The sequence below is a fragment of the Alkalibacillus aidingensis genome (assembly GCF_014595945.1).
Taxonomy (GTDB): domain Bacteria; phylum Bacillota; class Bacilli; order Bacillales; family Alkalibacillaceae; genus Alkalibacillus; species Alkalibacillus aidingensis.
In genome coordinates this window covers 21,199-47,404 of sequence record NZ_JABXWU010000004.1, presented here as the reverse complement: position 1 = coordinate 47,404, position 26,206 = coordinate 21,199, and the positions used below count along the sequence as shown (strand labels likewise).

The 26,206-nt window shown below is 38.5% G+C and carries 21 protein-coding genes and 2 riboswitches; of the genes, 5 read left to right on the top strand and 16 right to left on the bottom strand.

Annotation, left to right across the window (positions count from 1 at the left end):
• Window positions 1-567: 567 nt before the first annotated feature.
• The 5 genes from pruA to HWQ49_RS08495 form a co-directional block, all read right to left on the bottom strand.
• Window positions 568-2,115 (bottom strand): L-glutamate gamma-semialdehyde dehydrogenase, encoded by a 1,548-nt coding sequence (gene pruA, locus HWQ49_RS08515; RefSeq protein WP_188207189.1) that lies wholly within the window; start codon window positions 2,113-2,115, stop codon window positions 568-570.
• Window positions 2,116-2,282: 167 nt separating this feature from the next.
• Window positions 2,283-3,464 (bottom strand): CamS family sex pheromone protein, encoded by a 1,182-nt coding sequence (locus tag HWQ49_RS08510; RefSeq protein ID WP_188207188.1) that lies wholly within the window; start codon window positions 3,462-3,464, stop codon window positions 2,283-2,285.
• A gap of 12 nt (window positions 3,465-3,476) precedes the next feature.
• Window positions 3,477-5,477 (bottom strand): NAD-dependent DNA ligase LigA, encoded by a 2,001-nt coding sequence (gene ligA / locus HWQ49_RS08505; protein ID WP_188207187.1) that lies wholly within the window; start codon window positions 5,475-5,477, stop codon window positions 3,477-3,479.
• Between the two features lie 18 nt (window positions 5,478-5,495).
• On the bottom strand, window positions 5,496-7,739 hold the full coding sequence (gene pcrA / locus HWQ49_RS08500; protein WP_188207186.1) for a DNA helicase PcrA: 2,244 nt from the start codon (window positions 7,737-7,739) through the stop codon (window positions 5,496-5,498).
• A gap of 14 nt (window positions 7,740-7,753) precedes the next feature.
• A complete protein-coding gene (locus HWQ49_RS08495; RefSeq protein WP_188207331.1) occupies window positions 7,754-8,485 on the bottom strand; it encodes a heptaprenylglyceryl phosphate synthase in 732 nt (243 codons plus the stop codon).
• A 388-nt stretch (window positions 8,486-8,873) separates the two neighbouring features.
• Between HWQ49_RS08495 and HWQ49_RS08490 the strand changes: the two genes are divergently transcribed.
• Window positions 8,874-10,256 (top strand): glycine--tRNA ligase, encoded by a 1,383-nt coding sequence (locus HWQ49_RS08490; protein ID WP_188207185.1) that lies wholly within the window; start codon window positions 8,874-8,876, stop codon window positions 10,254-10,256.
• Window positions 10,257-10,982: 726 nt separating this feature from the next.
• On the opposite strand, the gene mgtE is transcribed toward HWQ49_RS08490, so the two are convergent.
• Window positions 10,983-12,347: a magnesium transporter gene (mgtE, locus tag HWQ49_RS08485; RefSeq protein WP_188207184.1), complete on the bottom strand. Its 1,365-nt coding sequence runs from the start codon at window positions 12,345-12,347 to the stop codon at window positions 10,983-10,985.
• A 213-nt stretch (window positions 12,348-12,560) separates the two neighbouring features.
• A riboswitch (M-box (ykoK) riboswitch) is annotated at window positions 12,561-12,726 on the bottom strand.
• 256 nt (window positions 12,727-12,982) lie between these two features.
• On the opposite strand from mgtE, the gene HWQ49_RS08480 reads away from it, so the two are divergent.
• Together HWQ49_RS08480 and crcB are read left to right on the top strand one after the other, a co-directional pair.
• Complete coding sequence (locus HWQ49_RS08480) at window positions 12,983-13,381, top strand: fluoride efflux transporter FluC (RefSeq protein WP_188207183.1); 399 nt, start codon at window positions 12,983-12,985, stop codon at window positions 13,379-13,381.
• Window position 13,382: 1 nt separating this feature from the next.
• Complete coding sequence (gene crcB, locus HWQ49_RS08475) at window positions 13,383-13,751, top strand: fluoride efflux transporter CrcB (RefSeq protein ID WP_188207182.1); 369 nt, start codon at window positions 13,383-13,385, stop codon at window positions 13,749-13,751.
• A 40-nt stretch (window positions 13,752-13,791) separates the two neighbouring features.
• Here crcB and HWQ49_RS08470 read toward each other — a convergent pair whose 3' ends face one another.
• The 5 genes from HWQ49_RS08470 to HWQ49_RS08450 form a co-directional block, all read right to left on the bottom strand.
• On the bottom strand, window positions 13,792-15,078 hold the full coding sequence (locus HWQ49_RS08470) for a DUF4179 domain-containing protein (protein ID WP_188207181.1): 1,287 nt from the start codon (window positions 15,076-15,078) through the stop codon (window positions 13,792-13,794).
• Entirely contained in the window at window positions 15,065-15,577 is a 513-nt protein-coding gene (locus tag HWQ49_RS08465) for a sigma-70 family RNA polymerase sigma factor (RefSeq protein ID WP_188207180.1), read from the bottom strand. The genes HWQ49_RS08470 and HWQ49_RS08465 overlap by 14 nt, the downstream gene beginning before the upstream one ends.
• 191 nt (window positions 15,578-15,768) lie before the next feature.
• Window positions 15,769-16,068, bottom strand: coding sequence for a YerC/YecD family TrpR-related protein (locus HWQ49_RS08460; RefSeq protein WP_188207330.1), 300 nt, complete (start codon window positions 16,066-16,068; stop codon window positions 15,769-15,771).
• Window positions 16,069-16,087: 19 nt separating this feature from the next.
• The gene (locus tag HWQ49_RS08455; RefSeq protein WP_188207179.1) at window positions 16,088-17,167 is read right to left on the bottom strand and encodes a DUF3048 domain-containing protein; all 1,080 of its coding nucleotides are present in this window, start codon (window positions 17,165-17,167) and stop codon (window positions 16,088-16,090) included.
• Between the two features lie 34 nt (window positions 17,168-17,201).
• Window positions 17,202-18,953, bottom strand: coding sequence for an adenine deaminase C-terminal domain-containing protein (locus HWQ49_RS08450; protein ID WP_188207178.1), 1,752 nt, complete (start codon window positions 18,951-18,953; stop codon window positions 17,202-17,204).
• Window positions 18,954-19,067: 114 nt separating this feature from the next.
• Between HWQ49_RS08450 and HWQ49_RS08445 the strand changes: the two genes are divergently transcribed.
• Entirely contained in the window at window positions 19,068-19,418 is a 351-nt protein-coding gene (locus tag HWQ49_RS08445) for a YgaP family membrane protein (protein ID WP_188207177.1), read from the top strand.
• A gap of 67 nt (window positions 19,419-19,485) precedes the next feature.
• On the opposite strand, the gene HWQ49_RS14835 is transcribed toward HWQ49_RS08445, so the two are convergent.
• Window positions 19,486-19,668: an NETI motif-containing protein gene (locus HWQ49_RS14835; protein WP_188207176.1), complete on the bottom strand. Its 183-nt coding sequence runs from the start codon at window positions 19,666-19,668 to the stop codon at window positions 19,486-19,488.
• The gene (locus HWQ49_RS08435) at window positions 19,640-20,206 is read right to left on the bottom strand and encodes a DUF2179 domain-containing protein (protein ID WP_188207175.1); all 567 of its coding nucleotides are present in this window, start codon (window positions 20,204-20,206) and stop codon (window positions 19,640-19,642) included. The genes HWQ49_RS14835 and HWQ49_RS08435 overlap by 29 nt, the downstream gene beginning before the upstream one ends.
• A gap of 100 nt (window positions 20,207-20,306) precedes the next feature.
• Here HWQ49_RS08435 and HWQ49_RS08430 point away from each other — a divergent pair, with 100 nt between their 5' ends.
• A complete protein-coding gene (locus tag HWQ49_RS08430) occupies window positions 20,307-20,738 on the top strand; it encodes an Hsp20/alpha crystallin family protein (protein WP_188207174.1) in 432 nt (143 codons plus the stop codon).
• 3 nt (window positions 20,739-20,741) lie between these two features.
• Here HWQ49_RS08430 and HWQ49_RS08425 read toward each other — a convergent pair whose 3' ends face one another.
• From HWQ49_RS08425 to HWQ49_RS08415, 3 genes are all read right to left on the bottom strand, one after another.
• Complete coding sequence (locus tag HWQ49_RS08425) at window positions 20,742-22,079, bottom strand: NCS2 family permease (protein WP_188207173.1); 1,338 nt, start codon at window positions 22,077-22,079, stop codon at window positions 20,742-20,744.
• A 451-nt stretch (window positions 22,080-22,530) separates the two neighbouring features.
• A riboswitch (purine riboswitch) is annotated at window positions 22,531-22,633 on the bottom strand.
• 38 nt (window positions 22,634-22,671) lie between these two features.
• Window positions 22,672-24,939, bottom strand: a complete 2,268-nt coding sequence (locus tag HWQ49_RS08420) for a transglutaminaseTgpA domain-containing protein (RefSeq protein WP_188207172.1) — start codon at window positions 24,937-24,939, stop codon at window positions 22,672-22,674.
• The gene (locus HWQ49_RS08415; RefSeq protein WP_188207171.1) at window positions 24,939-26,204 is read right to left on the bottom strand and encodes a DUF58 domain-containing protein; all 1,266 of its coding nucleotides are present in this window, start codon (window positions 26,202-26,204) and stop codon (window positions 24,939-24,941) included. Before HWQ49_RS08415 ends, HWQ49_RS08420 begins: the two co-directional genes overlap by 1 nt.
• Window positions 26,205-26,206: the final 2 nt, after the last annotated feature.

Sequence of the window (26,206 nt, the reverse complement as noted above, 5' to 3'; positions counted from 1 at the left end):
TTTTGTTAATTAGAACGTGGCTAATTGACGGTTCACTCGCGACGAGTGGGATTTCGTTAATTAGAGCAACTCTAATTGACGGTTCACCCTCGTGATGAGGCGTTTCCGTTAATTAGAACAACTCTAATTGACAGTTCACCCTCGTGATGAGGCGTTTCCGTTAATTAGAACAACCCTAATTGACGGTTCACCCTCGTGACGAGGCGTTTCCGTTAATTAGAACAACTCTAATTGACGGTTCACCCTCGTGATGAGGCGTTTCCGTTAATTAGAACAACCCTAATTCACAATTCACCCTCGTGATGAGGCGTTTCCGTTAATTAGAACAACCCTAATTCACAATTCACCCTCGTGATGAGGCGTTTCCGTTAATTAGAACAACCCTAATTGACAGTTCACCCCCACGACGAGTGGATTTCGTTAATGAGAACAACTCTAATTGACGGTTCGCCCCCGCGACGACCGGGTTTAGTTAGCTAGATCCATTTTGTTCAGCCGTTTGGTGATTCAATTCTTACCTTTTTAAAAAACCTCCGAGCCAATAGCCCGGAGGTTTTATAATTCAATTTATAGCATTTCAGAAACTGTTTTACCTTGTAGGAAGTTGTATAGGTAGTCTGGGCCACCTGCTTTGGAGTCTGTTCCTGACATGTTGAAGCCACCAAATGGATGATAGCCAACGATTGCTGCTGTACAACCACGGTTAAAGTATAGGTTACCAACGTGGAAGTCTTCACGAGCAATTTCTAAATGGTTACGGTTATTAGAAATAACAGCACCTGTTAAACCATAGTCGGTGTTATTAGCAATATCAATTGCTTCATCAAAGTTCTTCGCTTTTGTGAACGCCACAACTGGGCCGAAGATTTCTTCTTGCATAATAGTTGCTTCAGGATCTAAATCAGCAAAGATTGTTGGTTTAATGAAGTAGCCTTCAGAATCGTCTCCTTCACCACCAACCATTAGCTTACCTTCTTTTTTACCAGTCTCGATATAGCCCATGATCTTGTCATAAGCACCTTGGTCAACAACTGGTCCGTTATAATAGTTCTTCTCTGAAGTGTTACCAATATCAAGCTCTTTCGTAAGTTCAACCGCACGCTCAAGAACCTGATCATACACATCTTCATGGATAACGGCACGAGAACATGCAGAACATTTCTGGCCTTGGAATCCAAATGCTGATTGTACAATTGATTCAGCTGCTAACTCTAAGTCAGCCTCGTTATCAACTACAATGGTGTCTTTACCACCCATTTCTGCAACAACGCGCTTAAGCCACTTTTGGCCATCTTGAATTTTTGCCGCTTTTTCATAAATATTCGTACCGACTTCACGTGAGCCTGTGAAGCTAACAAAACGTGTTCTTGGGTGTTCTACTAAGTAGTCACCAATTTCACCACCACTACCAGGTATGTAGTTAATAACACCTGCTGGCATACCTGCTTCTTCAAGCACTTCCATAAGTTTATATGCAATAACTGGAGTTGCTGAAGCTGGTTTTAGAAGAACCGTGTTACCAGTCACCATTGGCGATACAGCAGTACCACACATAATGGCAAATAAGAAGTTCCAAGGAGAAACAACTAAACCTACACCTAATGGGATATAAGTGAAACGGTTATTTTCAACCGGACGGCTATTAATCTCTTTGCCTTCTGCAATCTCTAGCATTTGACGACCATAATATTCTAAGAAGTCAATACCTTCTGCAATATCTGCGTCTGCTTCTTTCCATGGCTTACCGCCTTCTTTTATGATCCATGCATTAAATTCATGTTTACGACGACGTACGATAGCCGCTGCACGGAAAAGAATGTCTGCTCGCATTTCAGGAGTTGACTTTCTCCACCATTCAAAAGTCTCATCAGCTACTTGCATTGCTTTTTCAGCTAGCTCTTGATCAGCTTTTGATACATAACCAACCACTTCATCTTTCTTGGCTGGATTAATTGAAGTGATCTTTTTATCTGTGTAAATTCTCTCCCCACCAATAATAAGTGGATATTCTTGACCAAGTTCTTTTTCCACCTGGCGAAGTGCTGCTTCTAGGTCTTTGGCATTTTCCTCAATTGAAAAATCCGTAAATGGTTCATGACGATACGGTTGTACCATGAATAAAAGCCTCCTCTAATACGATTTTAACGCTACTATAGCGCTTCCATTTTATATTTTAAACGAACATGACGACCTTATCAAATATAAATCTCATTCAATTCTGAGAAATGGTTGATCACAATATCAAAAAGCGCACTCCTGAATGATAGGAGAACGCTTAATACTTACTGATAAATATGATGAGTAATTTCTTCTTCCCCAGATTTTCTAAACAATAGGCTTTCTTGTTGAGATGGCGATTCTACGGTTACTTCTAAATCAAAGAAGGGAGGAAAGTGTTCCATCATTAACCCTGAGACGTGTTGGGTAAAACCGATAATTTCTTGTTTACCTTGAAACTCTATTTGGATATTTATTGAGAGCTCACGAAGTTCCTCATCCTCATAAAAGCCCTGACCAATGACTCCAATATAATTTGGGAAGTACTCAGCAACATCTCGTCTGAACTGTGTCATCATCTCTGTATCTTCGTAGTATGTTTCTTCGGCATAGTTGGATGGAAATAAAACATATTCCTCATTAATGGATTCCCAACTATCAATGAGCATATCATTCGGCTCAGACACAGTCATTGCCACATAATTCCCAGGAATAATAGCATTCCGGTCATTTTCCCGATATAAAGCTATTAATATCGGCACGTCTTGTAAATCTTCAATATTTCTTAATTTTTCTAAGAGGGAATTAGCTACTTCTTGACCTTCTTCATACATAACATCCTCATCAATCGCTTCTTCTTGTGTAGGACCATAGTTTACGCTAAATGTATACTCTGATTTTAAGGCTAGCCCAATGGCTACTCCTCCTAATTCCACTCGATTTTCATCTTCCCTGATTAAAAAGTTTTGCTCTAGTATATGAGATAACACCCTTGGATTCTCGCTCTGATATTCTTCTAACTCCTCCTCTAACTCCTCAACGACTTCATCTTCGCCTTCTTCATCTGCATCTCTTAACTCACCCTCAATGTCTGTCGGTTTTGGAGGATTAAATTCATCAATCCATCGATCAACCATACTACTAGTTAAATGTTGCCCCTCTTGAAATAAATACTCTTCAGGGTCAAACACTTGAGTAGCCAACCTTGTTAAACCTTCCTCTAACTCATCAATGTCATTTCGGTTTGCTACTTGCCGTGAGATAACTCCTCTAGCAGCACTGGGTTGAAAAGGTAAGATTGTTTGATATAAATCGCTTGAAAGACTATTAGAAGGTACAATAAAACGCTGTTCTTCCTCAGTTTCCTCAGTCGTTTCCTGAACAACTTCCTCTTCAGTGTTATAGGTTGGTGCGCAGCCGGTCATAATGACGATCATCATGACGGCGATGCTTATTAATTTCTTCATCAATCCCACTCCCTAAGCTTCTAATGCCTCAAGCATTTGAGCTTCATTCCAAATTTCAATATCTAAACTTTTTGCCTTATCAAGCTTTGAACCAGCATCTTCTCCGGCAATAAGTAAATCCGTTTTACTGCTAACACTCCCGGTTACTTTACCACCTAGTGCTTCAATTTGTTGTTTAGCTTCATTACGAGATAACTTCTCAAGTTTCCCTGTTAAAACAATCGTTTTATCAAAAAATACAGAATCAGTATCTGCTTCAACCTCAGCACCTAAGTATTCCATATTAAGACCAAGTTCACTTAATTCATTAATTAGCTCCCGTGCCTCTTCTTGATCAAAATAAGCAGCAATAGATTGTGCCATTTTTTCACCAATTTCAGGAATATCTTGTATGTCTTCTTGGCTTGCATTGATCAGGTTGTCCATCTTTTTAAAATGAGCCGCTAATGTATCAGCAGCCTTGCTTCCTACAAACCGAATACCTAATCCAAATAAAAGTCGTTCCAGGGAATTTTCTTTTGAGGCTTCAATAGCTTCTAGTAGATTACTGACTGATTTTTCTCCCATACGTTCAAGCGCTAGTAAATCACCTTTTTGTAACTTATATAAGTCAGCAATCGAATGAATCAGCTGATGGTCAAAAAGCTGTTCAATAACCTTCTCTCCAAGACCATCAATATTCATCGCATTCCTAGAAACAAAATGAATCAAACCTTCTTTTAATTGTGCCGGACAATTCGGATTGACACAACGCCACGCGACTTCACCATCAATTTTTTCAATTGGTTGATCACAGGCAGGGCATGTTTTAGGCATTCGGAAAACTTGTTCGTCACCTGTACGTTCGTCGGTTACAACGCGAACAACTTCCGGGATAATATCGCCTGCTTTTTTAATCACTACGGTATCATTAATTCGGATATCTTTTTCAATAATTAAATCTTCGTTATGCAATGATGCTCTTTGGACGGTTGTCCCAGCAACTTGAACAGGTTCTAAAATCGCTGTAGGTGTAATAGCCCCTGTTCGCCCCACACTTAATTCGATATCATGAAGTTTAGTTACGGCTTCTTCGGCTGGGAATTTAAAAGCAATCGCCCAACGTGGACTTTTCGCTGTAAATCCTAACTCCTTTTGCAAATCGATGGAATCGACTTTAATGACGATCCCGTCGATCTCATAGTCTAATTCACTACGTTTAATCGTCCACTCCTCAGTATATTGAATAACCTCATCAATAGAATCAAACGTCTTCGTTTCTGGGTTGGTTTTAAAGCCTAATTCCTTCAAATATTGTAACTGTTCACTATGAGAGGATGTTGTCGCCGCTTCCCACTCTCCAACACTATACAAAAATATATCTAAATTCCGATTGGCAGCAATTCTAGGATCTAACTGCCTTAAAGAGCCTGCTGCTGCATTACGTGGATTGGCAAATTGATCTTCACCCGCTTTTTTGCGTTGTTCATTCAATGCTAGGAATGACTTTTGTGGCATAAAAGCTTCTCCTCGCACTTCAATCGTTTCTTCTTCACGAATTTTAAGTGGAATACTTTTAATGGTTCTTAAATTCTGGGTGATGTTCTCACCAGTCTTCCCATCTCCACGTGTGGCCCCTTGAACAAACTGACCATTCTCATAACGTAAGGATACAGCTAATCCATCAATCTTCAGTTCACAAACGTAACGAACCTCATCACCCACTTGTTCTCGTATTCGACGATCAAAATCACGCAAATCTTGTTCGTTAAACGCATTACCTAAACTAAGCATTGGGACACGATGATCAACCTTTTCAAATTTATCTAAAGGCTCGCCACCCACACGTTGCGTTGGAGAATCACTCGTTTGATACTCAGGAAACTCTTCTTCTAAGGCGATCAGTTCATGAAGCTTTTGGTCATAGTAGGCGTCTGAAACAGTAGGTTGGTCTAGAACGTAATATTCGTAATTATATTGATTTAGTTCTTCTTTTAATTCAACGATCTTGTTTTTGGCTTCCTCACGATTCATGTCAAGCCACCTCTTCAACTATATTTTTTCAACTGGTGCAAATTGAGCAAGTAAACGTTTGATTCCAGTTGGTGATGGAAAAGCGATATCCACTTCCATATCATCACCACTTCCTTCTACTTTAACAACGGTGCCTTCTCCCCACTTCTTATGCTTGACCTTATCTCCAACTTGGAAACTTTGTGGAGTAGGGGGTTGCTTACGGATCGTTTGGGCTTTACGCTTTGGCTCTTGGGTTGTATTAACTGAACTAGATTTAGCCTGATTTGATAAATGGCTAATTGCATCTTCAAAACTTTCATTAGATGTTCCTATAGAAAGGTCTCCTTCTCTCTCTATTAGCTCACTTGGAATCTCATCAATAAAACGACTCTTCTCATTGAACTGAGACCGCCCAAAAATTGTGCGCATCGAAGCATAAGTCAAATATAGCTGTTGTTCTGCTCTAGTTATTCCCACATAAGCCAGTCGGCGTTCTTCTTCCATTTCCTCTTCATCAAAGAGCGAGCGACTGTGTGGGAAGATGTTTTCCTCTAGTCCGATTAGAAAGACTACTGGAAATTCCAAACCTTTAGCAGCGTGTAGAGTCATCAGCGTCACTTTATCATTAGATTCCTCGTCTGTGTCATCTAAATCCGAAACTAATGCCAAGTCTGTTAAAAAAGCAAGTAAAGAGGTGTCCTCACTTGATTCTTCAAATTGCTTAGTTACCGTCTTAAACTCATCTAAGTTTTCGAGTCGACTTTGTGATTCTAGTGATTTGTCTTTTTTCAACATTTCCTCATAACCTGAGTGTGTCAAAACCTCTCCGACAATCTCAGTAACTGATAGAAACTCTTGTTGTTTCTGCCAGTTTTCAATCATACTCCTAAATGTCTGCAACTGTTGTCCAGCCTTCTTACTAACCCCAATTAAAGCTATATCCTGAACTGCCTCAAATAATGATAAATCATGCATCTCAGCATGTAATTGGAGTTTTTCGATCGACGTCTTACCAATTCCTCGTTTCGGTACATTCACAACTCGCATGAAGCTAATGTCATCATTCGGATTGGTAATCAAACGAAGATAGGCAAGTAAGTCTTTAATCTCTTTTCGATCGTAGAACTTGGTCCCACCAACAATTTGATATGGAATATTCGACTTAACAAAGACATCCTCCATCGCACGTGATTGCGCATTCGTCCGATATAAGATGGCAATATCTTCATAATTACAGCTATTTTCTTCCTTCAACTCTTGAATCTGATCAATCACATAACGTGCTTCTTGTCGTTCATCACGTGCTTCAAATAACCTGACTTTTGCTCCTGGATCATTATCGGTCCATAACTCCTTGGGCTTTCTCGAAATATTATTTTCTATTACATCGTTAGCTGCTTGTAAAATTGTCTTCGTTGAACGATAATTTTGCTCAAGTAAAATCGTTTTAGCATTCGGATAATCATTTTCAAATGAAAGAATGTTATATATGTCAGCACCACGCCATTTGTAAATAGATTGATCTGAGTCTCCGACAACACAAAGATTTTGGAAACGCTCGGCTAATTTTTGAACGAGCTGATACTGTGCTTTGTTCGTATCCTGATACTCATCAACATGAATATATTGAAAGCGATTTTGGTAAAAATGTAATACCTCTGGGACACGCTCAAATAGAAAGTAAGTTTCCATAATCAAGCTATCGAAATCCAGTGCACCATTTTTTCTTAAAATCGTTTCATAGCTTTCATAAAGCGACGCAATTTGTTCCTCATAGTAGTTATTCGCTTGTTGTTTCATAACTTTTGGGGTAATGAGTTGGTTCTTCGCTTGGCTAATTGCAAATTGAACAGAGCGTGGATCAAATTGCTTCGGGTCGATATCTTGAATTCGAAGTGCTTCTTTAATAGCTGTTTTCTGATCTGTTGCATCATAAATAGCAAAATTCCGATCAATTCCAATTCGGTCTCCATCACGACGCAAGATTCTTACACACAATGAGTGGAATGTCGACATAATAATATCTTTAGCGTCTTCACCAACTAACTTCTCAACACGCTCTTTCATCTCACGCGCAGCCTTATTGGTAAAAGTAATCGCCAAAATATTATAAGGCCTGACCCCTTTTTCGGCTAGTAGATAAGCAATACGGTGTGTTAATACGCGTGTTTTCCCACTGCCTGCGCCTGCCATGACTAATAGTGGGCCTTCTGTATGTTTAACAGCTTTCTTCTGCTGGTCATTCATCGTGTTGATTATTTCATCCATCGTCAAACTCATGATATACCACCTTCTTATTTTTCTACCTTTTTCACAGCATGTACCGTTCTTAATGCCGCCTTGAAATCTTCATAAATTACATCACCTACGACAACAATATCGGCATATGTAGCCATTTCGCTGGCTTGTTGCTTACTCCGTATTCCACCACCATAAATGAGGACTGTACGTTTTAACTCTTGTTTAACCTGTTTAACGAGTTCGATATCACCATAAGTGCCACTGTATTCTAAATAGATCAGTGGTAAGTGCATTAAATTCTCGACAAGTTGAGCGTAAGCAACGACATCTTCATTAGTTACTTCTTTTGAATTCGTATATTGAAATGCTTTAGAATCAGGATTTAGCATGATATAACCTTCCATCATTAACTCTTCCCATTCGATCAAGTCACCATATTCCTTAATAGCTTCGTGGTGAAGATCGATCATCCACTTCTTATCCTGACTATTTAATACAGTCGGAATAAAGTAAAAATCAAAACCTGGTGTAACCGATGGAATATTAGACACCTCTAATACAACTGGTACCGAATAGCGTCTAACGCGAGCTAAAAGGTTTAGCACATCATCTAATGTGACACCATCCGTTCCCCCAACAATGATCGCATCTGTACCCGATTCACAAAGCTGACCTAGTTCCTCGTCATTGATTTCCTTATTTGGATCTAGCTTAAATATATGTCGCCACTGACGATAGTCTTCTATCACAATGATTCCTCCGTTTATTGTTCTAACGTTATCCATTATATCAAAAATAGAGGACAACTTTCACCGTTAATCCACACGATTCCTCTTATAGTTGGAAGTTGAGAATCAAATTGTGGTATGCTAAGATAAATAGGAAAATCTAAACAAGATTACAATGAAGGATCTATAGTAGCTGAACCCTCTACTTTGCAGCGATTCAGGGATGGTGCAAGCCTGAAGTAAGGTTAAGTGAAACGGCAATCTGGAGTAATTCATGCTGAAAGTGGTTGTGCTAAATTTTTAAGCACTTCAATCAGGGTGGAACCGCGGGAAATACACTCTCGTCCCTGGGCTATGATAACCATTAGCCCAAGGACGGGAGTTTTTTATTGAGATTTAGAGATAACTAAAACTAGAAATGATCATGAAAAAGGAGGCCAATATCATGGCAAAAGACATGGAGCACATTGTTAACCATTGTAAACACAGAGGTTTTGTCTTCCAAGGATCGGAAATTTACGGTGGCTTAGCCAACACATGGGATTACGGCCCTTTAGGTGTCGAACTAAAGAAAAATTTAAAAGATGCATGGTGGAAAAAATTCGTCCAAGAATCTCCTTATAACGTCGGTTTAGATGCAGCGATCTTAATGAACCCAAAAACATGGGAAGCAAGTGGTCACTTAGGCAACTTTAATGACCCAATGATTGACTGCAAAGACTGTAAATCACGTCATCGTGCAGACCATTTAATCGAAAATCATTTTGAAGCAAAAGGGGAAGAGCGTGTCGTTGACGGCTTACCATTCGACGAATTAGCCAAGATTATTGAAGAAGAAAGCATTGTCTGTCCAAACTGTGAGTCAAATAATTTCACAGAGATTCGTCAGTTCAACTTAATGTTTAAAACCTATCAAGGCGTAACTGAAGATTCTTCTGATGAAATTTATATGCGTCCAGAGACCGCTCAAGGAATCTTCGTTAACTTTAAAAATGTTCAGCGTTCTATGCGCAAAAAGCTACCATTCGGTATTGCACAAATCGGTAAGAGCTTTCGTAACGAGATTACACCTGGTAACTTTATTTTCCGTACGCGTGAATTTGAACAAATGGAGATGGAATTTTTCTGTAAGCCTGGTGAAGAGAAAGAGTGGTTTGATTACTGGTTAGACTTCTGTCATAACTGGTTGACGAATTTAGGACTTGATTCGACTAAAGTCCGTCGTCGTGATCACGATGAGGATGAACTATCACACTACAGTAATGCAACAACTGACTTAGAATATCAATTCCCATTTGGCTGGGGTGAGCTTTGGGGTATCGCATCCCGTACAGACTATGACTTAAAACAGCATGCTGAACATTCTGGTGAAGACTTTCAATATATTGATCAACAAACAAATGAACGTTATATCCCATATGTCATCGAGCCTGCATTAGGAGCAGACCGTCTTGCATTGTCCTTTTTAACTGATGCTTATGAGGAAGAAGAACTTGAAGATGGCTCAACACGTACCGTCATGCGCTTCCATCCAGCTGTAGCACCTTTTAAAGCAGCTGTTTTCCCATTATCAAAGAAATTGTCTGAAGAAGCTCAAGCGGTCTTCCAAGACTTAGCTAATGACTTTATGGTTGACTACGATGAATCAGGTTCAATTGGTAAAAGGTACCGTCGTCATGATGAAATTGGTACACCATTCTGCATCACATACGATTTTGACTCAAAAGAAGACGAACAAGTAACCGTTCGTGATCGTGATACTATGGAACAACACCGCATGCCAATCTCTGAACTAAAATCATTCTTACAAGAAAAAATGAGCTATTAATGGCGACTATTCGGTTATAAGGATTCCTTTTGGAGTATAGGCGACCTATTCTCCAGGTCGGTCAGTTGGCAAAGACCTTTTTGGAAAAGAGACGCTCTCTCTTTGACCGGTCGCATGCTTATTTGGCTCGCTCCGGAAAGAGAGACGCTCTCTCTTTGACCGGTCACATGCTTGTTTGACTCGCTCCGGGAAAAGAGACGCCCTCTCTTTGACCGGTCACATGCTTGTTTGACTGGATCCGGGAAGAGAGACGTTCTTTCTTTGACCGGTCACATGCTTATTTGGCTCGCTCCGGGAAAAGAGACGCTCTCTCTTGACCGGTCGCATGCTTATTTGGCTCGCTCCGGGAAGAGAGACCCTCTCTTTGACCGGTCGCATGCTTGTTTGACTCACTCCGGGAAGAGAGACGTTCTCTCTTTGACCGGTCGTATGCTTATTTGACTCGCTCCGGGAATTGAGACGCCCTCTCTTTGACCGGTCGCACGCTTGTTTGACTCACTCCGGGAAGAGAGACGCCCTCTCTTTGACCGGTCACATGCTTATTTGGCTCGCTCCGGGAAGAGAGACGCTCTCTCTTTGACCGGTCACATGCTTGTTTGACTCGCTCCGGGAAAAGAGACGCTCTCTAGCTTGATAAATAAAAATATTGTCTATTGATATTGAGATCTATCGCTTATCACAAGACTAAAAGAAACCCTCCAGCTGAAGCTGAAGGGTTTTTTTGACTTAAAAATGATGCAACATGGACGTCGCAATTGAAAAGTAGATTAATAAACCGAAGATATCATTTAATGTTGTAATAAATGGCCCAGATGCTACTGCTGGGTCAATTTTTAACTTATTGATTAATAACGGAATAGTTGTCCCCGTTACGGTGGAAATACTCAATGTAATTAAAATCGATAAGCCTACAACACCTGCAAGTACTAAATCTTGGTCATAGAAGATCATAATTAAGATTGCTAGTGTCATGGCACTTCCCAATCCAATCATCATCCCTGTCATCAACTCACGTCTAATCACTCGCCATACATTCTTTTTATCAAATGTACCAATCGCGAGGTTACGTACCATAACAGCTAATGATTGAGTTCCAGTGTTACCAGCTGAGTCCATGATCAGAGGGATAAATGCAGCAAGAATAACTATAGCTTCTAATGTCTCCTCAAATTGGCCAATCACTTCTGCCGTTATTAAACCTAAAAACATTAACATAATAATCCACGGCGCACGTTTTTTAGCCGCCTCAAATGCCGTCACATCAGTTCCTGTGGCGCCCCTTACCGCTGAAATTTCTCCGATATCTTCTGTAGCTTCTTCCTCAATAATATCTAATATATCATCGACTGTAATAATACCAACCAGTTTATGAGCTTCAGTTATAACTGGTACGGCCAAGAAATCGTATTTTTGCATTAATCTAGCAACTTCTTCTTGGTCCTGACTCGTTTTCACCGAAACAACTCGTGTACTCATCACTTCCTTAATGAGTACATCCGGGTCACTGGTAATTAAATCTCGTAAAGATAACACTCCTACTAACTCATTATTAGTATCTACTACATAGATATAGTAAATCGTCTCGGCATCAGGTGCTTCGTTACGCAATCGATTCATCACCTGTTTGACCGTATCAGTCGTCTTAATCGAGATGTATTCCGTTGCCATAATCGCACCAGCTGTTTCATCCTGGTACTCTAAAATTTGCTGAACTCTTGAAGCCACTTCTTGATCCATCTCATCAAGTACTGGTGCTACTTGTTCTTCATCTAATTCAGTTAAATAATCAACCACATCATCTGATGCCATTTCATTTAACGTCGCAATCCACTGTACACGATTCATCTCTTCCATCATCTCGTGCTGATCTTCAACATCTAACCCTTGGAATATATCAGCTAATTGCTCAGCAGTTAAATATTTATAGACCTTTTGATGTAAAGGTTTTTCTTCTAATTTCTGAAACCAGTCTACTTGATCTTGGATGTGTAAGGTCATTAAAGTTTGCTGGAACAGTTCTCTTTTTTCATTCTTTAGATAATCATTCAATTGTTGAAATAATGCATTCTTGTTGATTCGACGCATCATCATCCTAGAGACCTCCCTTTTAAGCCCCTATCCTAACGCAGTGATAGGGGGTGATTATATTTTCTACTAAACGTAAACTCGAATCGGGATCCATATCCCCCATCACCTCCTGAATCTCGTAGGGTCTTACAGAAAAGGTCTTTCAAAAAAAGCTTCCTTTTCTCAAAATGGAGAAAAGAAAGCTTAATGAAAACGTCAACATATCAGATTGAATTGACCTTTCCTCCATTCGTCTGAGCTTTAGCACTGTACGGCATAGGAAATGTCCAGCTACATTAAGAACTACCTTATGTCGATAGTTCCTGTTGACCCATTGGCGTCTTTGGACGTTTTTGGGCAGTAGCGTATCTCCGAACAGGAGCCTCACCTAACGAGGAATATCAAATTTTCCTTTTTTAGAATACATGATAAGACTGTCACCGTCAAACCATTTTTGCAAAGATTAATAGAATAATGGATATATAAAAGCAATAATAAAAATACTATTTAAAGAACTCCCTTGACTAATTTATGAAATGATATAATGAATAAAGTAAAGTCGTAATCGATTCCATTGATTCGCTCCTATAAAAAAATGATTTATTTTCATGTATTGTAAATTCAGTTGAACCATGTCAATAAAGATTGAGGGAATGTTAATGAAACCAAATATAAATGTGATCATCTCTATCGCAATGGGGGCTGTCATTGGCACCCTATTAAGGTATTCTGTTGACCTATCCTTTTTTGATATTTATTTTCCTGTAAATACAATTTTGGTTAATTTAATAGGTAGTCTAGTTTTAGGCATGATAACAGCCTATTTTACTTTTAAAAAGCCCTCAGAATGGTTAACAGCCGGGCTTGGTATCGGGGTATGTGGTGGATTTACCACCATGTCGACGTTAGCCAATGATGCAACGATGTTGATAATGAATGAAGACTATTTTTTATTCTTATGTTATATCTTAGTCTCTGTTATTGGTGGAATTGGATTGACTTCATTAGGCTATCAGAGGGTATGGAGATGGCAGTCAAATCAGGAAAGAAGTGAGTAATATGAATACTATTTTAGTCGCGATTGGTGGAGCAGTTGGGGCTGTATCTAGATATTTAATTGGTCAGTTAATCATGCAATTTCGCTCTCAACACAATTTACCTATTGCAATGCTTGTAGTAAATTTATTAGGCGCACTTGGATTGGGGACTTTCCTCAGTTTCTACACACCTAAAGAGGCAATCACTGATTCTCTGTACTTGATGGTCAGTCTAGGATTCTTCGGTGCCTTCACCACGTTTTCGACTTTTAGCATAGAAGCAATGGAGTTAATGCAAAAAAGGCAGTGGAAGTACTTTTGGACTTATGTCTTAGTTACCGTCCTGGGATCGATCCTACTATTTTCGGCAAGTTTAATCTTCATAAAATAAGCAATCCCCTCGTTTTCAATCAAGCGAAGGGATTGCTTGATTATTCTATGGTAACTTGATTAAAGTCATCGATCCAATGTGGGTAAGCATTCAATTCAACTGTTATAGGCAAATCAGAACTTTCAGCATTCAATGAGTAATACAGACGCGACCTTCCATTTTCTGGACTCATACTAGATGAATAATGGTCATCAATCTCTTCTCCTTCTGAATCATAAGCTCTACCCAACGGATAATAATGAAAATCTTCTGTGTCTAAATAAATTTCAATCCCACCATTTCTAAAAGTGAAATCTGAAAATTTATCTAAAGGATCGTGTAGGATTTCATCATTTTCTAAATCTAATTCCAGGTAATCCAGACCTTTAGGGACTGCTTGAAATTTAGAAAACTCTAACGTTAACGATTCGGGTTCATCGAAGTAATGACTTTGCAAATAATGAATGTCCTTGCCATCCGTCGTTCCACTACCGGAGATGCCATTGGTAATGCTTGCCCATGTTTCTCCGTGTTCATTAACTAACCTAAGATCCTCAATATTTAAATACTCCCAATCATTATCGGTAGCATAATCAATAATAATTTCTGTTCGAAGTGGTGTAATCGCAATTTCTTCAATGATCATCTCATCATCATTAATTGAAATACTCTCTTGCAAATGATAAGTGACCGGTTCCGCTTGATTCTCTGCTACGAATGGAACTTCGAACTTTTCATCTCTAATCTCCGTCTCAAATACAAATTCCGTCTCCTCAATCGGTTCGTCAGTAAAAATCTCAGCCGTTCCACTGTAACTTCCATTACTACTTTCATTCAATCCACCGAATGAATAACTGGTATATTGTAATTCTGACTGATCACTCTTGAAAATTTTAGCTTCATTTAGAGTTGGTGTGCGAAACAGATCATCCTCCTCCAATTCTACCGTGTAAAAAATAGCCATTCCATATTGATCACGAATCACACCATCAATAGTAAATGAAACGTCACCTTGAGATACTGTTTCATTTATCTCTTCAAAATAATCATGCTCAATCGCCAATTGGTGACCTTTATTAAACTTAACCAATTCGACTAAATGGCTCATCCCTGGAATTTTACCGATTTGCTGGGCGAATGTAGGTGAAACATTGATGGTTGTTACAAATATCATGCAAACGATCGCCACTACAGCAACACTTAAGAGGCTTTTTCTTTGTCTTCTCTGCCGTAGTTCAACTTGGTGAGTCGCTTTTCTAACTGAATCACTTAAGTCCTGATCAGGGATCGGTAAATCTTGATAGTCCTCTCTCCACTTCTCAAGTTTACCTTCTTCATTTTGCCCCATTGGATTCACCCCTTTCATCTTCCATGAGCTCATATCTAAGTTTTTTTAACGTGGTATGAACACGCGTCTTTAACGTACCTTGTGGAACTTGAAAATACTCCGATAACTCTGGGTAAGTTAAACCATGAAAATATTTTAGAAAAATAAGTTCCTGCTCGCTATTTGATAATTTTTCAATCGCCATTTCTAATGATAAGTGCTGAATGATGTTTGCCTGATTACTTGTAGAGTCAACATTTTCCATGTAAATGACTCTTTTTTGTTTACGAAGTAAATCTTGGCAATAATTAATCATAATGCGAATAACCCAGGTCTTCGTGTATTTTTGCTGTTTCAGTTGCTTTCTCTTTCTATAAGCACGGTATATTACTTCCTGAACAGCATCCAAAGCCTCATCTTTATTCTTTAGAAAAGCATAAGCTGTCCGGTACAGATCCGCTTGATAAGATTGGATTTGTTCAACGAATGCGTCATCTTCTTGCTTCTTCCTTAGCCACAAGATCGTACCTCCTCTCAAAAACATCATCACCCATTAGACGCAAATAACGAAAAATCGTTTGGAGTAAATAGTGATTTTTTATATATTAAGTAAATTAGGTTAGTGATCGTTTCTAGAACTGCTTGAACTTACCATAACAAATCAATTCAATAAAAAAACTAGGCAAAAACTGCCTAGTTTCTCAAATAAGTTTACTTCTCTTTTTCTTTGATCCGATCTAGCACCAAGTCATAGGCGTCACTTCCATAATTTAGAGCGCGTTTTACTCGTGAGATCGTTGCGGTTGATGCACTTGTTTCTTCTTCTATACGCTGATATGTGTGACCTTCGCGAAGCATACGAGCCACATCTAAACGTTGTGCAAGTGCTTGCGTCTCATTAACTGTCGCCACATCATCAAAAAATCGATAACATTCTTCTACATCTTTTAAGGACAAGATCGCCTCGAAAAGCTGATCTAACTCTTTTCCTCTTAATTTATCAATTTGCATTTCCATTCATTCCTCCTTATCACTGGTATGTAACAGTTTGTTCCAAACCTGGTGAAGTTGGAACGACATTAACCCAAGTTTGTCCAGGAACTAAATCAACCACTTCACCATCAATATGAGGTGTCATAATCCCATTGACTGTCTGCCAATCAACTTCTTTTAAATTCCCTTGTTGAATTAAGTATCCACTGCCACCTGACTCAATATCAATATCGCGACGACCCACTTCATCAACCACATCATGAGGTGCCTCGAAAACTAAAATATTTTCCACAACCATTGGTTCTTCTGTATCTAAATCAACTGTTTGTTCCCCATCACTATAACGGTAATATCCACCTAGCTCTTCATCATAGTCATAAGATACATTTCGATGGCTATAGTATTCAATATCAATTTTTTTCGCTTGATCACCTGTTACTTTTTCAACATCTGACTTAGACATAAAAGACAGTGGTTTATGATCTTGCTCAATTTCAATCCCATTTCGATTAGCAACATCATAAGCATTCTCTAGCATAACATAAGAGTTATGTGGTGCGCTTCTAAATGATTCACGTTTAAACAAAAACTGATCATCATCATAATAGGCGCCGTTTAAATTAGTCACCCAACCCGCTCTCAACTCTTCTTCGATAAATGAAGCTGCGCCATGATAAATATAAATCGCTCCGTGTGATTTAGCCGTTTCAATATAATAAGAGCGTGCACTTCTTACAGGGCCTACAACTTCTGGAATGTTACTGTGATATAAAGCAACCAAACGAGTAATATCTCCTTCTGCTAAAAACTCGTAAACATAATCCGCATGAACAAGGCCAGTTTGTGGTCTTGCACTTGGATGATTATTAATTTGTACAGCTAATGTGCGACGATCATACTCTTGATCTGCGTCTTCACCTGTTAAAGGATAAGTGAATTCCGATTCCGTGATCTCCTCTTCTTCATCCTCAGTATCTTCAGTTTCCTCAAAAACAGATTCAATTTCTTCTTCATCAACCTCTTCCGGTTCATCCGGATCTAATTGGCCTTCTTCCTCGTTACAAGCCCCTAAAAATAATAAGGACGAGGCAACGATTGCTACGAACCATTTTTGCATCCTCAACACCCTTTTATTTTATATTATTTATATTTTATCGCATAACAGAAGGAAAGAGTATCTCTTTTTTCTTTATATCAATAATTCCTTGTGGTGTAATCCTTATATAAGGTAAATGTGTTGATGACAAGAAAAGTAAAGTATAAATCGGATCATTAAACTGATAACCATGTGACATTAATATATCCTTCAGCTGCTTCTCCTTGTCAATTAATTTGTGCATGGGTAAGTTCGTCATGACACCATTTAACGGTAATGGTAGTTCAAAAATGATTTCACCATCATTGACAAGGACAATCCCTCCTCCTAACTCTTTCATCCGATCAAAAGCCTTTCGAATATCTTCTTTGTTCTTCCCAATCAAGACAATGTCACCTGTATTGGAATAAGAACTAACTAATCCACCTAAGGAAGAAGTGAATCCTTTTAGAAAAGAGGAGATTTTCCATTTTCCTTCTCGGTCAACTAATACAAGATAAGACTCATTATGATCCTTTGATAATTGATCTGACTGTGAATCTAATTTCACAGGATATGGTTTCATGATGACATCATTAACCATTCCTATTCCAATTGGAGACGAGAATAATAAATCTTCTTGTTTAAGATCCCAAGATAAATTTAATGATCCGAAGCCATACTTCTCCCATTTGATATTACGATCTCTATTTTTGAATGAGTAGCCTTCAGACCCGGTTTCTATCCATTCCCCTCTTCCTAAAACTGCTGTAGGGGTCGGATCGTCTTTAGCCTTTAAAAAGTTAATGTGTGCTGTCCGTCCCGGAGAAATACTCCCTAAACGGTGATCTAATGAAAAGTACCTTGCTGCATTAATGGTAGCCATCGCATAAGCATCTTCTAGTGGAACTCCTTGCTCAATGGCTATCTTAATACAACGGTCTATTACCCCTTGTTCATAAAAAGAAGGTGTTGAACCATCTGTTGTATAAAATAGGTAATCCCAAAATTCCCCGTCGTAATCATGCAAATCTTTAAGAATGTTTGGCAAGTCAGGGCGAATTGACGAATAACGCATTCCCGCGTAGTAACCTAGCTTTACACGATTATATAATTCTTCACCTGATATTGACTCATGATCTCCATCTGTGCCAAGTAATTTCATTTTAATTAAAGTGCGCTCGGACGCGCCTGGGAAATGACCCTCCACAATTTTCCTTAATCGTTTGGCCTCTTGAATCCAATAAAGCGCACGGTCATCATCATCTAAGATATCTGGCCAGTTTGTTAACTCGCCACCTTGAATAACCGCTTCATGATTTAGCCACTCCATCACGTCATCATCAGTCAACAAATCATCTTCATCACGGATTTCAGACTGCAGATCAAAACGGGCCCACCAAAACATAGAGACAGGTAACCTTTGCATGTCATCCAATAAAGAAAACGCTTTCTTTTTATTTAATAATAATAACAACATTAAATTATCATTAATAAATGTTGTCGTCCCTTTTTTCGATGAATATTCAGCTAATGAGTGGGGATTATATAACTGAAATGGATGTGCATGTGGCTCAATATAACCTGGTACTAAATATTGATTTTTACAATCAATTATTTCTGCTTGACCACTCATATTTGGTAAATCTTGTCCCACATAGACAATACGGTCATCATAAATCCAAATATTAGCTGTCATCCACCTTTTTAGAAAAACGTTCAAATATGTGGCATTTGTTAAAACCATAGTAGGGCTCACTTCACCGTCAATTACAGCCGTGTGCTCTCTTAACTGTTTGTTACGCCATCTATACAAATGCTCTTTCATTAAAATTGCCTCCATTTTGAAAGAAATAGGCTCATCAGATTAATTCGCCTCTATTCTAGAAAAATTGCTTTAATCTAAATTTTAATACATTAAATTTCTGAAGGGAAGGGTAAAATGGGAAAACAAAACATTGGTACCATAAATGCTCTCGTAAGAATCACTTTAGGCTTTTTCTTTTTAGCTTATGGATCTGTACGCGCGACTAGAAGACCATGGAGTCAAAGATATTGGCTCATCATCATGGCTTCTGCTATGAAAATTGCTGAGGGAATTGTACGTTACTGCCCTGTAACCGATATGGTTAAACAACAGATTGATGCACGCATCCCATTTAACTTGTTTGATACCAATACAAATTCGGGATCAAACTCCAATTCAAAAACAAGTTCAAGTTCAAATTCAGATTCAAAACAAACAACAACAGCTGACTTCCTTGAAGAAGCCACTCGTGGTAATGAACAATAACTTAATAAATAACTTTATGCAGATGACAATCAACCCCGCCATCAGACGGGGTTGATCTTGTTTATCATTATTTTTCTACTGCTTCAAAGATAATTTCTTGCTTAATGGGTACCGGTTCTTGATGATCTTCTGATTCTTGAAAAATAGGTTTCTCAAAACGTTTGACCGGTTTAAAACCATCTTGGTCAATTTGGTCTAAACATTCACTTATAGAAGCGTAATCACTGACTCTGTACTTTCTTTTCTTCACGTCTTAACCGACTCCCTTTAACCTTTTTAACCCAAAAGCCACCAAATATTTGTCTAGGTTCGTAAGCAATGATAAAGGCTTTCGGATCAATCTCCTTAATCGTTTCATATAATAGTAATTCATATTTTCGAGGTGTTAATACTTGAATTGCCAGGCGATCACCTTCCATCCCATATGCATACCAGCTTGTGACACCATAACCTTTCTCCCTTAACCTCTCAGTAAAAGGAATACTTGGGTCTGAAGAAATAACATTAACGGTAATGTAGCCGATCGCTAACTTCTCTTCAATCTTCATCCCACTTATAACCCCTATTCCAAAGCCTAATGCATAAGCAATTAAGTTTTGAATCTGCTCAAGGTTATCTAATACTAGCCCTAAACCAAGCGTATATACCGTAATTTCAAAAACACCAACTGACGCTGCAATATACCGTTTACCTTTTAATGTAAAGATCATACGAACAGTTAGTAATGAAACGTAAACAATATTAACACATAAAATAATTAGTAACATGACGATTCCTGACTCTAACATCATTTAGCCCCCTTAATCACACACACTACTTATCCTCACCATAATAGGCACATTTTAACGCAATTATGCATATCTTAACGTGAAAAGAAAGGTGTTGTCTATGAACCCATTTACTCACATGCATGATTGGAAAGAAAATATGGATCGTTTTTTTGGTCAATCTTTTTGGGATGAATTTGAAGGTGTTTTAAAACCGAACATACCTCAAGTGAATATCTTTCGCAAAGAATATGATATTCTATGCGTCATCAATATTCCCGGAATCAGTAATATTAAACAGATTGACCTGCAAGTTAAAGATTATTCGCTTGTCATAAAAGGAAATATAAATTTAGGTGTGAAGGGCTATGAAACCATACAAGAGGAAATAGCACAAGGGAGCTTTGATCGTGTCATTGAGCTCCCCTGTAAGGTTAGAAAAGATAAAGTCAGTGCTCGCTACGAACATGGACTTGTTTGGGTTAAATTGTATAAAGATGTTCAACATGATGAACAAGGTCACGCAATCGATATCCAACAAGGTGAGAAGTAAACCTTATTCAGGAATAAAAATGAAATATAAAATAAAGATCACAAATAGAACATACATCACTGGGTGAATTTCTTTTCCTCGCCCTTTAACCAGCATCGTAATTGGATAGAAAATAAAGCCAACTGCAATACCTGTTGCAATACTATATGTTAATGGCATAGAGATTAAGGTCATGAATGCTGGAACTGCGATTTCAAATTTATCCCATTCAACATGTCTTAAATTAGCAGCCATTAAAATACCAACTATAATTAATGCTGGTGCCGTCACTTCTGCTGTAACAATCCCTAATAATGGTGAGAAGAATAAGGCTAATAGGAATAAGATTGCCGTAATAATTGAAGCAAAACCTGTTCTCGCACCAGCACTTACCCCTGTTGTAGATTCAATAAATGATGTTGTTGTGGAAGTACCAAACACTGAACCAGCAACCGTTGCAGCTGAGTCAGAGAACAATGCGCGATTCGCACGTGGTAACTTACCATCCTTCATCATTCCACCCTGTGTTGCAACAGCAACTAGCGTACCTCCTGTATCAAAGAAGTCGACAAACAAGAATGTCATAATAACAATTAACATCTGTAAGGTAAAGATTTCACCGAAGTCTTGGAATGCTGCACCAAAAGTCGGTTCCATACTTGGTACAGAGCTGACCACATCCCCCATTCCAGTTGGTGGGTCGATTAAACCAACTAACATACCCGCAACAGCTGTGACGATCATACCGTAAAAGACGCCACCTCTTAAACCAAGCGTTAATAAGATAACTGTTGCCACAACACCAAAAATAGCTAATAACGTATATGGATTAGATACATCACCTAGCGTTAAAAATGTATCAGGGTCAGATTCAATGATTCCAACATTCGTAAAACCAATAAATGCAATAAACAAACCAATACCTGCACCAACCGCTAACTTTAAGTTATTCGGAATCGCATTAATAACTTTCTCTCTGACTCCTGTTAAAGTTAGAACAATAAAAATTAAACCTGAAGCTAAAACCCCTGCAAGAGCAGTTTCCCAAGGGATTCCCCATTGTAAAACAACCGTATAAGCAAAGAAAGCATTTAAGCCCATTCCCGGAGCTAATGCGATCGGATATCTAGCAACCAGCCCCATTATTAAAGTACCAACAGCAGCAGCTAATGCAGTGGCTACGAAGATTGCATCCGCATCCATTCTCGTTACACCATCAGGTAACTGCTCTACACTTTCTAAAGATAGTACAGACGGGTTTACAAATAAAATATAAGCCATTGCTAAGAACGTCGTCACACCACCAATAATTTCACGGCGGTAATTAGTTCCGAGTTCTTCAAACTGAAAGAAGTTCTTCATGATTTGTCCTCCCCTTTTTAAATGAAACACTAGTTTTTCGCTGTTAATGTTGTTTTTGTACTTTGCGGTTGATGGATGACACTATAATTAACATTTAATCGCTCCATGAGGATTTTTCTGTTAATTAGAAGCAGTCTAATTCACGTTTAACCACCTCTCGAAGCTTTTACCGTCAATTAGAAGTAGTCTAATTCACGTTCCACCACCTCTCGAAGCTTTTACCGTCAATTAGAAGCAGTCTAATTCACGTTTAACCACCTCTCGAAGCTTTTACCGTCAATTAGAAGCACACTGACCAACATCAAAAGGTACTGCACATCCTATCCTTTGCGATAAAAACAACATCATAAAACTAAAAAAGCACCCTTGGCTTTAACCAAGAGTGCATACGAGGACAATTGCAAAACATAAAGGACACCTAACTAAGCAGATAGTTAGGTCCTCTATATATATTAATCATGCAATCACTCGTAGTCAGACTATTTACGGTAGTCCGGTAGAAACTCTTGGGCCATATCCCCAACATTATACGAAGTGTTTCATATTATATTTTTATTTTATACAATAACTTTACACACTATGAATCTATTAGTCAAGTACGATTCGACAATAATCGCTGAATTAATTGATTCCACAATCCATACACTTCATCATGCTTAGTTTCAAGATCCTCTCCCCGGTAAACAAACCTCTCATAAATATTGGTTAGTTTACTCATCTCGCGACTACCTAAGAAACGATCAATATCATCAGCGAACTCTCGTAAAGTCTGACCTTCTTGTAAGACATATCCTTCCTTAGCTAATAGTTTAAGGATATATTGATAGGAACCCGAAATCGTATCGGCGTCATGTTTCCTTTTTAACTTTTGCTTCTTCAAATGAGCAATGATTTGATCACGATAACTATTTATTAACCAAATAGATAAACCGACAATCACTGTTACAATCAACCAATTAAACCACGTCATCTGATTACTTAAGTTGGTCCAAAAATTGGAGCCAGTACCTGCAACTTCATCATCTTCGGTCTCTTCATCATTGCTTTGAGAATCATTTGACTCTTCATCAGGTACATTAGCATCAGGTGCTTCAAGATAATCCTCTTCGTTACGGTCTAAAATATCTTCAATCGATTCACCGGTCGCAAAGTCCGCCTGGTTTTGGAACCCGACGGTCGGCTCAAACGGCACCCAGCCAATATCGTCAAAATAAACCTCTACCCATGAGTGAGCGTTATTATTTTGGATTTCATACACATTAGCACCAGCATCCGGAAATACATCCTGATTGTAAGCTCGGTCACCACCTGTGAAACCTTTCGCCCAGCGCGCTGGAATATCCAATGAACGAAGCATGACAACCATCGCTGTTGAGAAGTTATCACAATAACCACGCTGCGTATCAAATAAAAATTGGTCAACATAATCTTCATCATCACTTGGTACAGCTACATCTGAGGTTTCATAGACGAAACCTTCGTCTGAAAAGTACTCTTCAATCGCTTTAGCCTGATCGTACCGATTATCATCAACATCGGCTATGATGTCTTCAGCTAATTCACCAACCCGATCTGGCAAACTTTCAGGTAACTGAAGATAGGTTTCTTTAGGGACCTCTTCACTACTTGAAGGAACTTCTTTCATTGAATTAATCGGGAAATCTGGTTTTCTTCCCGCAATTTCATAGCCACTATCCAACAACGTAGCTTCATGATCAACTAATGATTCTAATACTCCATTATCCAAATTAAAGCGATAATTCAAATCATCAACTACCTCGTTAGCACTAATGTTTTCTGTCCCATATAAATATGGGATTTTATTTAAATTCCCTGGTTCGACAAATCGCAATTCAGATGAGATGTCGACTCGTTCAACCACGTCACCATACTGTGACATATCAGGAATTGAACCATTTGGTTGGCTAATCATTTGGTCGTTGTCTGAATTCACCCATCCATGTCCCGTATAGATATCCTTAGTCTCAACCTTCCAGTATTGGCTAGTATTTGTCGTGGCATAGAAGACAGTCGAATTATCCATAATAAAGCCGCCACCTAGTCGCTCATCATTTTCCCCATAACCAACTCGGTTAACACCAACACCACTTCCATTTCCGTTTCCAAACCCATTTTCTGCAGCCCCCTGTAAAAACGGTACAGGATCTGGCCACTGAGGTTCTAGCTTAGGTGCTGCATAACCCATAACAGCACTAAATAAAATAACGAAAACGATCGGGCTTACCCATTTAAACATGGTTCTGGCATGAGGCAGTTTGAGTTGCTCACGACTTAACACCCGGTTTAAGTTCGCTAATCCTAGGATTGCCAAACTAATTACAAAAACTCGGACGATAGCAACTTCTGAGTCATAGACAGTAAAAGTATCCAAAACAGTGATATAAATAAATGTAAATAGAATAAAAGCAAATGGCCGTTTAGCTACAACAAACCAGTAATATAACAAATAACTCATCATCCACAATAAGATTAAAAATAGTAGCGTTCTAAATACAGGAGTTAAATTCATCCAATTTTGTGAGACTATCGCTGATAAATTCATCTGTAAATCTATCAACAAACTTTGAATCCACTCGAATGAAAAGAATCTTGTCTCATAGAATAGATAGTGAACCAAAAACATTAACCCTAAAAACTTAAACGCTGAGGCTAACCAAGTAGGAAGTTTATGCATGCTTGTAATCATAAAGCACAACAAGACATAGGTGAAAAACGCATATGTCTGACCGGTGTCTGTAACCTGATCTAAAGGATAGATCCATTCCATCAACAACAGCATACTACCCACATACAACAATATATTTATAAAATAATGATGATCTTGTTCTTTTAAACGCATTATGCGTTCACCTCAATATGCCTTCTTACTAGATTATCTTCATTGAACCATGTGACATTAATTCCAGCATGATGTAATTGATTGATTCCGTTTCGTTCCTCAGTTGAAATCAAATGTTTACTTTTCACATAAAAAACGTCAATATCAATATTTTGTTGACTTAAATGAAAGATAGTTTGATTGATCGAACTACTGAGTTCATGAGTGATAATAACCAAATTACGATCCTTAGATAGCTGCCATCCTTCTTTTTTCAACTGAAAATGAAAAGAATGGTCATCTACTAAGTTAATATTTCCTAAAAGACGTGTCAGTTGCTCAAAAGATTGCTTCCCATGAGATAAATTTATCGCTTCACGTCCATGACCTAGTGCCACAACGGATACGTTACCATGATCATGAATGGAATGATTAGCAATCGCATGAGTTAACTCGACACACGCTTCAAATGCAAGCCATTGCTGTCGGTCTTGGCTCATACCATTTAAAATAATCGTTAAGTCCTTATGCTTTTCTTCTTCAAATTCTTTTGTCACCAAGTTTTGAGTTCTAGCCGTCGTTTTCCAATCAATTCTCGTTACTTGATCACCAGGTTCATAATCTCTTATACCAGCGACTAAATTGGTATGATTAGCCTTAATTGAATAGGCAGTTTGCTGACCTTCTTCAAATGTTGAACGTTCATGGTCCAACTGTAGCGAAATTTCTCCTGGTTCGACAAAAATAATTGTTTCAACATTAAATTCCTGTTCCTTTCTCACCAATCCTAGAAAATCACCCGTTGCTAGTTTCACCTGATTAAACTCATGCCTACCTCTAGGTACAGAAGGGAGCTCATACTGATAGGTGATCTCTCTTTTTAACCACGGAAAAACAATCGTCTTATTCCCTTCACGATTTAATAGCTTACTAGGTTTTGAAAGAAATTGATATTTTAAATGTCTCGTATCTTTCCACGATAATAATGTAGGAAGTTGGTCCTCTATGATCATATAAAAGACTGGAATGGGTAAGTGTCGTTTAACTTTAAGAGTAACCGTTAGTGTTTGACCAGCCTTTAAATACCTCTTAGCTATATGACGTTCAATTCTAACCCATTTCATCGGATATAAGATCATCATTAATGAGTACATTAAAACAGGGAGAAAACTAAAGAATAAGAACCAACTGACAAATCCTCCTTGGAACATCCCATAAGCAAATAACGCCGCAAGTAAAACGATGACAAAGATCAACCTAAAGATAGAGAAAAATGACTTCAACATAG

What these genes read in the sequence shown, in the direction of transcription:
- HWQ49_RS08510 (WP_188207188.1), bottom strand. Translation starts at nt 3,464, where the DNA reads ATGAAGAAATTAATAAGCATCGCCGTCATGATGATCGTCATTATGACC.
- HWQ49_RS08430 (WP_188207174.1), top strand. Translation starts at nt 20,307, where the DNA reads ATGAACCCATTTACTCACATGCATGATTGGAAAGAAAATATGGATCGT.
- HWQ49_RS08435 (WP_188207175.1), bottom strand. Translation starts at nt 20,206, where the DNA reads ATGTTAGAGTCAGGAATCGTCATGTTACTAATTATTTTATGTGTTAAT.
- HWQ49_RS08450 (WP_188207178.1), bottom strand. Translation starts at nt 18,953, where the DNA reads ATGAAAGAGCATTTGTATAGATGGCGTAACAAACAGTTAAGAGAGCAC.
- HWQ49_RS08445 (WP_188207177.1), top strand. Translation starts at nt 19,068, where the DNA reads ATGGGAAAACAAAACATTGGTACCATAAATGCTCTCGTAAGAATCACT.
- HWQ49_RS08495 (WP_188207331.1), bottom strand. Translation starts at nt 8,485, where the DNA reads ATGGATAACGTTAGAACAATAAACGGAGGAATCATTGTGATAGAAGAC.
- HWQ49_RS08455 (WP_188207179.1), bottom strand. Translation starts at nt 17,167, where the DNA reads ATGCAAAAATGGTTCGTAGCAATCGTTGCCTCGTCCTTATTATTTTTA.
- crcB (WP_188207182.1), top strand. Translation starts at nt 13,383, where the DNA reads ATGAATACTATTTTAGTCGCGATTGGTGGAGCAGTTGGGGCTGTATCT.
- HWQ49_RS08490 (WP_188207185.1), top strand. Translation starts at nt 8,874, where the DNA reads ATGGCAAAAGACATGGAGCACATTGTTAACCATTGTAAACACAGAGGT.
- pcrA (WP_188207186.1), bottom strand. Translation starts at nt 7,739, where the DNA reads ATGAGTTTGACGATGGATGAAATAATCAACACGATGAATGACCAGCAG.
- HWQ49_RS08420 (WP_188207172.1), bottom strand. Translation starts at nt 24,939, where the DNA reads ATGCGTTTAAAAGAACAAGATCATCATTATTTTATAAATATATTGTTG.
- ligA (WP_188207187.1), bottom strand. Translation starts at nt 5,477, where the DNA reads ATGAATCGTGAGGAAGCCAAAAACAAGATCGTTGAATTAAAAGAAGAA.
- HWQ49_RS08415 (WP_188207171.1), bottom strand. Translation starts at nt 26,204, where the DNA reads ATGTTGAAGTCATTTTTCTCTATCTTTAGGTTGATCTTTGTCATCGTT.
- HWQ49_RS08480 (WP_188207183.1), top strand. Translation starts at nt 12,983, where the DNA reads ATGAAACCAAATATAAATGTGATCATCTCTATCGCAATGGGGGCTGTC.
- mgtE (WP_188207184.1), bottom strand. Translation starts at nt 12,347, where the DNA reads ATGATGATGCGTCGAATCAACAAGAATGCATTATTTCAACAATTGAAT.
- HWQ49_RS08425 (WP_188207173.1), bottom strand. Translation starts at nt 22,079, where the DNA reads ATGAAGAACTTCTTTCAGTTTGAAGAACTCGGAACTAATTACCGCCGT.
- pruA (WP_188207189.1), bottom strand. Translation starts at nt 2,115, where the DNA reads ATGGTACAACCGTATCGTCATGAACCATTTACGGATTTTTCAATTGAG.
- HWQ49_RS08460 (WP_188207330.1), bottom strand. Translation starts at nt 16,068, where the DNA reads ATGCAAATTGATAAATTAAGAGGAAAAGAGTTAGATCAGCTTTTCGAG.
- HWQ49_RS08470 (WP_188207181.1), bottom strand. Translation starts at nt 15,078, where the DNA reads ATGGGGCAAAATGAAGAAGGTAAACTTGAGAAGTGGAGAGAGGACTAT.